8 protein-coding genes and 1 riboswitch are annotated in these 11422 nt (G+C 40.1%); all 8 genes read right to left on the bottom strand.

The annotated features are described in order from the left end of the window. Positions 1-31: 31 nt before the first annotated feature. Positions 32-1063, bottom strand: a complete 1032-nt coding sequence (gene desA / locus CBM15_RS18400; RefSeq protein WP_087618591.1) for a Delta(5) desaturase DesA — start codon at positions 1061-1063, stop codon at positions 32-34. Between the two features lie 129 nt (positions 1064-1192). Next, the gene (locus CBM15_RS18395) at positions 1193-1705 is read right to left on the bottom strand and encodes a GNAT family N-acetyltransferase (RefSeq protein WP_087618590.1); all 513 of its coding nucleotides are present in this window, start codon (positions 1703-1705) and stop codon (positions 1193-1195) included. A gap of 72 nt (positions 1706-1777) precedes the next feature. Further along, entirely contained in the window at positions 1778-5209 is a 3432-nt protein-coding gene (metH, locus tag CBM15_RS18390) for a methionine synthase (RefSeq protein WP_087618589.1), read from the bottom strand. After that, positions 5202-7046 (bottom strand): bifunctional homocysteine S-methyltransferase/methylenetetrahydrofolate reductase, encoded by a 1845-nt coding sequence (locus CBM15_RS18385; protein WP_087618588.1) that lies wholly within the window; start codon positions 7044-7046, stop codon positions 5202-5204. Before CBM15_RS18385 ends, metH begins: the two co-directional genes overlap by 8 nt. 102 nt (positions 7047-7148) lie before the next feature. Then, positions 7149-7246: riboswitch (SAM riboswitch) on the bottom strand. An 86-nt stretch (positions 7247-7332) separates the two neighbouring features. Next, on the bottom strand, positions 7333-8718 hold the full coding sequence (gene hemG / locus CBM15_RS18380) for a protoporphyrinogen oxidase (protein WP_087618587.1): 1386 nt from the start codon (positions 8716-8718) through the stop codon (positions 7333-7335). A gap of 148 nt (positions 8719-8866) precedes the next feature. Beyond that, on the bottom strand, positions 8867-9358 hold the full coding sequence (locus CBM15_RS18375) for a chemotaxis protein (RefSeq protein ID WP_087618586.1): 492 nt from the start codon (positions 9356-9358) through the stop codon (positions 8867-8869). A gap of 142 nt (positions 9359-9500) precedes the next feature. Then, positions 9501-10343, bottom strand: a complete 843-nt coding sequence (locus CBM15_RS18370) for a tetratricopeptide repeat protein (RefSeq protein ID WP_087618585.1) — start codon at positions 10341-10343, stop codon at positions 9501-9503. A 5-nt stretch (positions 10344-10348) separates the two neighbouring features. Beyond that, positions 10349-11236: a LysR family transcriptional regulator gene (locus tag CBM15_RS18365; protein WP_008408490.1), complete on the bottom strand. Its 888-nt coding sequence runs from the start codon at positions 11234-11236 to the stop codon at positions 10349-10351. Positions 11237-11422: the final 186 nt, after the last annotated feature.

Below are 11422 nucleotides of genomic sequence, written 5' to 3'. Positions count from 1 at the left end.
TAAATTGAGGTACCTTAACTTTTGTATAAAGTTAGTTCGTAACAGTTCGGTCACGTGTTGCCTCAAGTTCTGCCGCTTCTTTAAATGTAATAAAGCGGTAATTGTCGGCATCGTATAATTTGTAGCGAATTGATTCTAAGCTTGTCTTTAATGTAATCGTCGTTGCCTGTTGAAGCGGCTTAATCGATTCATGTGCATCTTCCAGCTTATAGTTCGGTACACGCGGTGACAAATGGTGGACGTGGTGGAATCCGATATTTCCTGTAATCCATTGCAGTACTTTCGGTAATTTGTAGTATGAACTTCCTTCTACTGCAGCTTTTACATAATCCCACTCCGAATCAACTTCAAAGTATGAATCTTCGTAAGTATGCTGAATATAGAACAGCCAGATCCCTAATGAACCTGCAACAAACAATGTTAAACCATGTACTAGTAAGAATGTTGACCAACCAAATATTAAAATAAGGGTTGTACAAATAACTAATAATACGATGTTATTGAAATACGTGTTTAAGCGCTCTTTACGCTTTGCATCTTTACGATTAAAACGATTCAATATAAGTACCATAAATAGTGGTCCTAAACCGAACAGGACAATCGGGTTACGATATAAACGATAACCTAAACGACCTAATTTTGACTTTTCAAGGTATTCATCAACTGTCAGCATATCGATATCGCCAATCCCGCGCTTATCCAAATTTGAACTTGTTGCGTGGTGAATCGTATGCTCACGTTTCCACTTTTCGTAAGGGAAAGATGTCACAATACCTGTAATATTTCCGATAATGGCATTCGCCTTTTTGCTTTTGAAGAATGAACCGTGTGTACAGTCATGGAAAATAATAAATGCACGAATAACAAATCCTGAAGCAAGGATACTACATAACGCCGTATACCACGGAGAGTACTGCAGTAATACATAACCTGCTCCCCAAATTAATAAAAGTGGTACAAGCGTATTTAATATTTGTTGAATACTAAGTCGCGTTTCTGACTTTGCGAACGGTGCAACATCTTTTCTCAGCTGCTTTGTTTTATCTGCATGTGTGCTTACCATGTGTCAATCCCTCTTTCCACAAAAATTATTAACCTAATCATATAAAAAGAAGGATCATGATAAAATGCTCAAACATCATATATTTTTTATGACAGTTGTCATATGACCTGGTAACAACAAGTATCCCCTCTACTTCTCCTGTGGAATTTTTGGTCCATCCAAATCTAACTGGTAAAACACCAGATCCAGCCATTTCCCGAATTTATAACCCGCATTGCGGATTGTTCCGCTATATAAAAATCCGAATTTCTCATGTATTTTAATACTGGCGATATTTTCTTTATCAATACAGCCAACCATCGTCTTTACACCTTTTGCTTTTGCTTCTTCAATAATTGCATTCATCAGTTTACTCGCAATCCCTTTTTTATAATGATTTTTATGAACGTATACTGAATGCTCTACTGTATATTGGTTGGCTGGATAAGCACGGAAACTTCCGTATGTCGCATAGCCCGCAACCTCTCCGTCATCTTCAAATACGAATAGCGGATAATCTGAAGCCTGCTTTTCTTCAAACCATTGCAAACGGTCTTCCAATGTCTGTTCCTTGTACATGTAAATCGCTGTGGAATTAAGAATATTATCGTTAAATATTTCCAAAATCGTCGGTATATCTTCTTTTATTGCACGTCGAATCATCATTTCTTCCTCCTAAAGGTCGCAAAACCGCCTTACCTCTAATAATAAGGTAAAGCGGTATTTTTAAATCAATTATACATTAAAATAACGAGCATCCGGGTGGGCAAATACAATAGCTGATACACTTGCTTCCGGCTCCATCATAAAGCCTTCTGTTAAATGTACGCCAATCTTTTCCGGTTTTAATAGAGAGAACAGCTTCTCCTGATCTTCCAGGTTCGGACACGCCGGATAGCCGAAGCTGAATCGCTGCCCTTGGTATTTTGCCGCAAATCGATCACGCATCGTAAAGTCTGTTGCATCCGGGAAGCCCCACTGGTCACGAATTTCCTGGTGAATACGCTCCGCAAATCCTTCCGCAAGTTCAAGTGCAGTCGCTTGTAATGCATGGCTTTCCAAGAACTTCCCTGCTTGTTTCAGTTCATTTGCTTTTTCGCTTACCCCTTTACCTGCTGTAACGACCATTAACGCAATATAGTCCATTTCACCGCTGTCTACCGGCTTTAAATAATCCGACAAACATAAAAATGGGGCTGCTTGCTGGCGAGGGAATGTAAAGCGTTTGATTTCAGTTTTTGCATCGTCCGGACTGTATACGACAACATCATCGCCATCGGATTGCGCCGGGAAGAATTGATACATACCAGAAGCACTTAATCCGCCGCTTTTTAAATAACCATTTACTAAATCCGTTAATAAAATCGCGCGTTCATCTTGGTCGGCAAGCAATTGTTCCAAGTTCCCTTTAAGCCCTAAATGGTGTCCGATCAATGTACGCATATTCACATACGGATGTAAATGGGCTACCGAATAATCCGGTTTAATATGCGGTACTAAATCTTTTGGCTTCCATACCGCCGCATCCCCAACTGTTCGTACCGGCTTTTCGAGAACCGCCACCGCTGGACGTGCCGCACGTTTCGCATCTGATTCCAGACGCTTTTCTCGTGCATCGCGCAGCTCTTCTATGAATACATGACGCTCGTTAGTATTCATTAAGCGATTCGCCTGTTCTAAACCTTGCATTGCATCTTTTGAATAGATTACCGGTCCATCATACTGATCGGCAATTTTCGTCTCAGTAAAGCGACGTGACAATGCCGCGCCTCCTACTAATATCGGAATATCAATACCGGCTTCTTTAAAGTCTTGTGCCGTAATGACCATTTGCTGAGCCGATTTTACAAGTAAACCTGACAATCCAATAAAGTCGGGTTTTTCTCTTCGAATCGTTTCAATCAGCTGTGCAGGTGTTACTTTAATCCCTAAATCTACAACACGATAGCCGTTATTGCTTAAAATAATGTCGACCAGGTTTTTCCCGATATCATGAACATCGCCTTTTACTGTCGCCAAAACCATTGTCCCTTTATTGGCACTCGTATCGCCCTTCTCCATAAACTGCTCTAGATGAGCGACCGCTGCTTTCATGACACCGGCACTTTGTAGCACTTCCGCTACAATCAACTGGTTTTCGTTAAACAGCTTGCCGACTTCCGCCATCCCTGCCATTAATGGTCCATTAATAATATCAAGCGGTGTATCGAACTTTTCGAGTGCTGCATTTAAATCTTCAATTAACCCTTCCTTCGTACCTTCCAATATGTAATACGCAAGACGTTCTTCCACTGTCGCCGGTAATTCTTTTACGACTGCATCTTTCTTTTTATCACGGTAAAAGTCAGTAAATACAGCGAGTGTTTCATCATTTGTATTGAAGATTAAATCGTTCGCCAGCTTGATTTCTTCTTCAGGAATCGATGCATAGCGCTCCAGTTTTTCAGTATTTACGATCGCATAGTCCAGGCCTGCTTGTGTACAGTGATATAAATACACCGCATTTAATACTTCACGTCCAACTGGCGGTAAGCCGAACGAAACATTACTTACACCGAGCACTGTTAAGCAGCCAGGTAAATGTTCTTTAATGAGGCGAATTCCTTCGATTGTTTCTTCAGCGGCACCGATATATTGTTCATCACCTGTACCTACCGGGAACATTAACGGGTCAAAGATAATGTCTTCTGCCGACATGCCCCATTTTTCTGTTAAGAGCTGATAAGAACGCTTCGCTACTTCAAGCTTTTGCTCACGTGTAATAGCCATTCCAGTTTCATCAATCGTACCGACAACAAGTGAAGCCCCATATTTTTTCACAAGTGGCATAACGGCATCGAAACGCTCTTCCCCATCTTCCAAGTTAATCGAGTTAATAATGGCCTTCCCTTGCGAAAACTTAAGTGCTACTTCCATTACTTTTTCATCTGTAGAATCAATTACAAGCGGCACTTTTACTTTTTTTACAACTTCCTGCATGAAGTTTTTCATATCTTCTACTTCATCACGGTCAGGGTTCGCTAAACAAATATCGATGACATGTGCCCCATTTTTTACTTGTGCACGTGCAATTTCTGCTGCTTCTTCAAACTTTCCGTCAACAATCAGGTTTTTGAATTTACGGGATCCGATTACATTCGTACGCTCTCCGATAAATAATGGACGCATCGATTCATCGTATTGCAATGGCTCGATACCTGATACGACATGTCCGTGCGTTACATCTTTCGGCTCGCGTGGTTTATAGCCATCCACAGCTTCGCGGATTGCTGCGATATGTGCAGGCGTTGTACCACAGCAGCCGCCGACGATGTTCAACCAGCCTTTTTCAGCAAAGCCTTGCAGTTTTTTTGATAATGACTCCGGTGTTTCATGATAGCAGCCTTCCTCGTCCGGTAAACCGGCATTCGGATAACAGCTAATATAACCATTTGAAAGCTCTGCCAACGAGCGGATATGATCAGTCATAAATTCCGGACCTGTTGCACAGTTTAATCCGACAGACAACGGCTTAATATGCTCAATAGAAATATAAAATGCTTCGATTGATTGCCCGGCAAGCGTTGTTCCCATTGGCTCTATTGTCCCTGAAATCATGACAGGCAGCTCTTTGCCAAGCTCTTCGAATGCACGGTGAATCGCAATCGTCCCTGCTTTAACATTAAGCATATCCTGAGAAGTTTCCATTAAGATCAAATCCGTCCCAGCTTCGATTAGCGCTTTTGCCTGTATATAAAAGTTTTCTTCCAACTCTTCAAATGTAATACCGCCTGTTACCGACAATGTTTTTGTCGTAGGTCCGATTGCACCTGCAACAAATCGCGGCCATTCCGGTGTCGAAAATTCTTTTGCTGCCTCTAGTGCAATTTCAACCGCTCGCTTATTTATTTCAACTGCCTTGTCCCCTAAGTCATACTCATCCAGTACGAGTGGTGTACCGCCAAACGTATTTGTACAAATAATATCAGCGCCTGCAGCTAAATAGGCACGATGAATTTTACTCAACACATCAGGTCTTGTCAGCACCAGGTTTTCATTACAACCGTCTAAGTCTTCTCCGCCAAAATCTTCATATGTTAGGTTTTCTGCCTGAAGCATCGTCCCCATGGCACCATCGATGATAAGTATTCTTTTTTGTAATTGCTCATGAATCGGGTGATTATACATTCGACTGAACTCCTTTACTTTCCACATCATATTGTTTTACATAGTCCATTAATTCCAGCGTCATATCATAGCGTAAAAACGGTGTAATTAAATAAATACCATTAAAGTATTCACATGCTGTATCGAGCAGCTCTTTAGCAATCGCGATTCCTTCTGCTGTCGATGCTTCCTTGTCATCCCCACAGGCAGCCATCCTTGCAAGTACTTCATCGGACAGTTTAATGCCCGGTACTTCATGATGTAAAAATTCCGCGCTGCGTGAAGATGTTAGTGGCATAATCCCGATATAAATCGGTGTTTCCAAATGCTTCGTCGCCTCATAGATTTCGATAATCTTTTCTTTCGTATAAACCGGCTGTGAAATAAAGTAATCTGCTCCATGCTCGATTTTCTTTTCTAAACGGGCTACAGCACGGTCCAATACACGAACATTCGGATTAAAGGCAGCGGCTACCGAGAAATTTGCCTGTTTACGCAGCGATTTCCCAGTAAAAGAACCACCTTTATTTAACTGCTTAATTAGAGAGATCAGTTCCATTGATGAAACATCATATACGCTCGTCGCCCCCGGGAAATCCCCTACTTTTGTCGGGTCTCCTGTCACGACAAGAATATCATGAAGTTCCAGTGCATCAAGTCCCATTAAATGTGACTGAAGCCCAATTAAATTTCGGTCACGGCACGTTAAATGCGGCAATGAACGAATTCCGTGCTCTTTTAAAATCGCAGCCATCGCGATATTACTGATGCGCGGTGAAGCAAGTGAGTTATCTGCCATCATAATGACATCGGCTCCTGCTTTAGATAACTGTTTTGCCCCTTCTACAAATCCGTCAATTTCCAGATGACGTGGCGTATCCAGTTCCACTATAACTGAACGTTCACGTTTTGCTTTTTCGTGGAGCGGCTCCTGTTTACGCGGCTCCGGAATTCGGACAAATTGTGTAGACCTGTGTTTTTCTTCTTTTGTTTCAATTGGCTGCATATTCGCCAAACGTTTTTTTACGGCTGCAATATGCTTCGGTGTCGTCCCGCAGCATCCGCCAATTAAACGGACACCTTGGTTTACGAGTTCAACTGCTGCACGTGCGAAATAATCGGTTTCCGACTCATAAACTACTCGACCATCTTCAATGTCTAATAATGATGCATTCGGATAAGCTGATAAAAAAGCTTTATTCGGTAAATTAACCCCTTCAAATGCCTGAATTGTATGGAAAGGACCTAATCGGCAGTTACTCCCAACAATATCTGCACCTAACCTTTCCAAGTCTTGAAACGCTTCATTTAACGTCATTAAATTTTGAAGGACACCCGGTTCCTGCATCGTCACTTGAGCAATGATCGGCAAATCGGTCATCGAACGTAATAGATGGACACAATGCGATAATTCTTCAAAATCGTAATACGTTTCCAATAAAAATCCATCCGGTTCACCTGCTAGTAATACTTCCGCCTGTTCTTGGAACGCAGCTAAAATTTCATCTAATGTTGCATCACTTTTACGAATTCCCCGAATACCACCAATCGTTGCCAGAACATATTGCCCATCCAGGGAAGCTGCCCGCTTTGCGATCTTTAACGCCGCTTCATTAAACTCCTTCACACGATTTTCATAACCATAACGTGCAAGCTTAATGCGGTTAGCTCCATATGTATTGGTCTGAATAATATCTGCACCTGCCGCAATATATTCACTATGAATTTTCTCTATAATATCAGGACGGGCAATATTCATTTCTTCATGGCAATAATCCAACCCATATGAATAAAGAAGTGTCCCGATTGCTCCGTCGGCTGTTAAAACCCGTGTTTGTAATTCTTCAAGTAAACCCATTGCCTTCACTCCATCATTTACAGTATTTTCAGTATTTTAAAGATACAAAAAAGCCTTCTTTCATTAAAGAAAAGAAGGCATAGTAGTTATCGACTTAATCCCTTCTCATCTTCTGGCATTCGCCACTGGATTTAGCACCTGACTTAATGTTGGTTGCTGAAGTTTCATCGGGCCAGTCCCTCGACTTCTCTTGATAAGAAATAATATGAATTTTTGAAATATTTAAATGAATCATAACGTTATCTAATACGTCCGTCAATACCCTTTAGCTGAATGAAGTATTTCTTTACATAATTCGACTAATAATGTGTTCAGCTGTTTTTTTGCCGTTCTGAATACAAGCACCGATTCCTACTCCGAAATAGGCACATCCCGCTAATAGAACATTCGGGTAATCCGTTGCCAGTTGCTGTATAACTTTTGATAAGGCTTCATTATGCGCCAAATCATAGCGCGGCATTTGGTCAATCCACTTTGTTACATTAATGACAGTTGGATCCGCTTCAACACCTAAGCTGAGACGAATGTCTTCCAATGCAACTTTTGTCAGTTCTTCATCTGACATGGCTGCCAACTCTTCATAGTGCAGATTAATATCTTTATAAAACAGGCGAACGAGTAAATTGCCTTCTGCTGACGTATGCTTCCATTTACGGCTCGTCCATGTCGATGCATTACAAACTAAATCACTATTATGCGAAACGATAAAGCCGGTACCATCAGCCGGTAATATATCGTCCGGTACTTCAAAGCCAACATACATCGTTAAAGTAGATGCCGTCGTGAACTTTTTCAGCTGTTCCTCTAATGAATCATCCTGTATTACATGACGTACCGTCTCATTTGGAACGGCCAGTACAACAATATCTGCCAATATTGTTTCATCTTCCAGCACGACTTCATACTGGTCACCTTTTTTTAGAACTTGCTTTGTTACTGTATTTTTCATGAATTCAACTTCCGGCAGCTGTTCTTCTAAACGATTGATTAATGCTGATAAACCCGGACGGAAAGAAATAAACTTCTTATTCGCAGCTTTTTCGAATTGCTCGCGATGTGCCTCGAAGCCTTTAATAATCGATCCGTAGTTGTTTTTATAATCCACTAAATACGGCAATGTAGATGCCAGGCTTAATTGATATAAATCGCCTGAATAAACTCCTGCCAATACTGGGGCAATTTGCTTTCGAACAATTTCTTCACCTAAAAAATACTCTAAAAACGTACCGATAGAGCTTTCTTTAGTAAATTTAGTATTCGGGATTTCTAAATCCTGAAGGGCCCTTTTCTTTCCTTCTTCGGAAATTAACGTACTCGACATGAGCGATTCTACACTCATCGGAATACCGAATGTCGAACCCGCCGGAATAGCATGCAGCTCGTTATTCGTATGAATGTAGGAAATACCTGTTTCGTTATAGACAAGCTCTGATTCAAAATTAAGCTCCTTAATAAGCTCCAATACCCCTGGATGGCGTGCTACAATTGAATCAGCCCCTGTTTCCATAATAAATCCTTTATCGTATTCGGAATGAATTTTTCCGCCTAAATATGCGTTCTTTTCAATCAGTATTAACCGCGCTTCCACGTTTTGCTCATGCATTTTATTTTTCAGATAATGCATTGTACATAGCCCGGTAATCCCTCCACCTACAACTACTACTGTTTTCATATCCATTCTCTCCTATTTCGTTCGCTTCTCTTCTTATAGTATAAACTTTTTCATACGGAATATGGTCAGCTGGGTATTACAATTTTCAGAACCTCATAAGAAAAGCCACCCTACCTCGGACATATTCCCAGGTAGGATGGCCTCTATTTTACTTATAAGAAAGTTGCTTTGTCAGGGAAATTATTTCTGCTTCCAAAGATGTTGAACGTTTATCAAAATAACGTATACGTTCACTGCTGCGGTTTTCTAAATGTTTGTTAAGATCTAGCATATTTACAGCGTCGCTGGCAAATAGCTTTAAAGTACGAACACCAGATTCAATTTTCCGAACTTCTTTTCCATATACAAGTGCGGTATTGTCTGTTGTTTTACCTTTTTTCAATTCCAAAATATTCGTATTGATAAGCTCATCAATTTGATCGTAACGTTTGTTTTGTTTATCAGTCATCATTTGAATTTTTTGTTTGTATTTAATAACATCTTTATGGTCTAATCCAGTTTGGATATAGCTTTTTAAATATTCGACAATCGTACATAGCGTCGTCAGATTCTCCCGCTGTTCTAATAGCATTTGTTGTAGTTTTTGAATACTATCCTCATTATGATCAGAAGAGAATTGTTGGACTGCAAACATATACATAAAAATTCCCCCTTCTTAATACTTTCCCCTTATAATATATTTCCTATTTTTCATTAAAATTAAACCTATATTTATCAATGAAATAGGTCTAATTTATGACAAGGAAATAGAAAATCAAAACTTTTTAGTATCTATTACATTATTATTCATATATATCGTTATTTAGAACTTTTAGCTTTTCCCGCCACTTGGCAGCTTCTGCTATATCCCTCTGTTCGTAGTAGCTTACTACTTTTTTTGTTGCTTCCATGTCTCCCAGCAAGCTTGCTTTTTTATAGTAATGGATTGCTTTTTCATTATTTCGTGCTACCCCATGACCATTTTCATAGCAGTAGCCGATATTAAATGTTGCATCAACATGAAACTGTCCGCTCGCTTTTAAAAACCATTCCAACGCTTTTTCATTATCTTGCTGTTGACCGAGCTCTCCTGAAAAATAAATCATACCCATTCGGTACATTGCCTCTTCATCTTGCTTTTCTGCACTGCGGGAATAGTAAGTAAAGGCTTGTGATTCATCACATTCGGTACCCAATCCTTGTTCATACATGATCCCGAGTGTAAACATTGCTTCAGCAATACCGAATTGCGCAGCCATCTTAAACCAGCTGAGCGCTTGTTGCTCGTCGACTGCTGTTCCCTCACCGTTCAAATACATATCTGCTAAATTATTCATTGCATCAGGGTGGCCTAAATGTGCAGCACTTTTATAAAGTAAAAATGCCTGCTGCTCACTCCCTTTTTCACCAAGCTCCTCAAAATAGCAGTTTCCCAGTTCATACATAGCTTCTCTGTTCTGCCGCTCACTCGCCTTACACAGCAATCCGTACATTTCGTCATATTGACCATACTCTTTATATAATAAGGCAGTATTAACCATCGCCTGTTCGTCTCCATTACATGCTGAGATAAATTGCTCAAGCCACTTTTCCTCATGCTCTATTTCATGTTGTTTGAGCCATATTCTAAATTGACTTTGCTCCATATTGTTCACTCTTCTCTTTGCTGAAAATACTGCAGTAAATATTGTTTAAACTCGGATGCTGCTGGAGGCAAATAGCGATTTTTTGCCCATGAAACACAAACGGAGCGGTAGCAAGGCGGATCTAACTTCAAACGTTTTACTTTATAGTGGTCAAGCCCTTTAATATTCGGAATTACGGATATGCCCATTCCGGCACCAACAAATCCTGCTACTGTATGCATTTCTTCAGCAGCAAATGTTGTATTTAACACGATGCCCTGCTCTAAAAACAGCTCATCCACTAATTGACGGAGCGAATTTCCCTTTTTAATCGCAATAAACGGTTCATTCTTCACTTCATCATATTTAACAGCATCTTGCTGTGCTAACGGATGTGTTGTCGGGACAATGACAAAAAGTTCTTCCACAAATAATTCTTCCGTCTCTATTTCAATTACCCTTGATTCTATTTTTTGGGAAAGACATAAATCGATGGCCCCCTCTTCAAGCCGCTTTAATAAGCTTAACGAAGTCGCCTGCGTTAAAGAAAACTGCATGTTCGGAAACGCCTCGCTCGTTGAAGCAATCAGTTCTGGCACTATTTCCATACCTAGTGTATGAATAAAGCCAAATGACACTTCTCCAGAACCCGGTTTGATAATATCTTCAAATTCTTCTTTAATCCGATCGTATTCATCCAAAATGACATTGACACTTTGCAGAAAAAGCTCGCCAAAACGGTTCAGATAAATCGATCTTCCTTCACGGTTAAAAAGCGGTACACCTAGATGTTGTTCGATGTTCGCAATCGATTTACTTAACGCCGGTTGGGAAATTGCTAAAACCTCTGCCGCACGAGTCATATGTTGCATTGTAGCAACGGTTTTGAAATATTGAAGCTGTTCAATCTCCATTTTACATACCTCACATCATTCATAACTTTTTTGCATCAATATAATAAAAATAATAAATTGTACTTATATGTTTATACTCTTTATAATAGTCGATAACAACAGGTTTTCATATCAAAATTATTTTTAAATTTCAAGTGTTTTTTTGAAGTTTTGTAAAATTGACATAAAAAAAGGAGTCTAATTGAC

Origin of the sequence: Solibacillus kalamii (genome assembly GCF_002174535.1) — a bacterium.
Classification (GTDB): Bacteria; Bacillota; Bacilli; order Bacillales_A; family Planococcaceae; genus Solibacillus; species Solibacillus silvestris.
The sequence above is the reverse complement of the archived record's forward strand: the minus strand, read 5'-3'. Positions and strand labels throughout refer to the sequence as shown.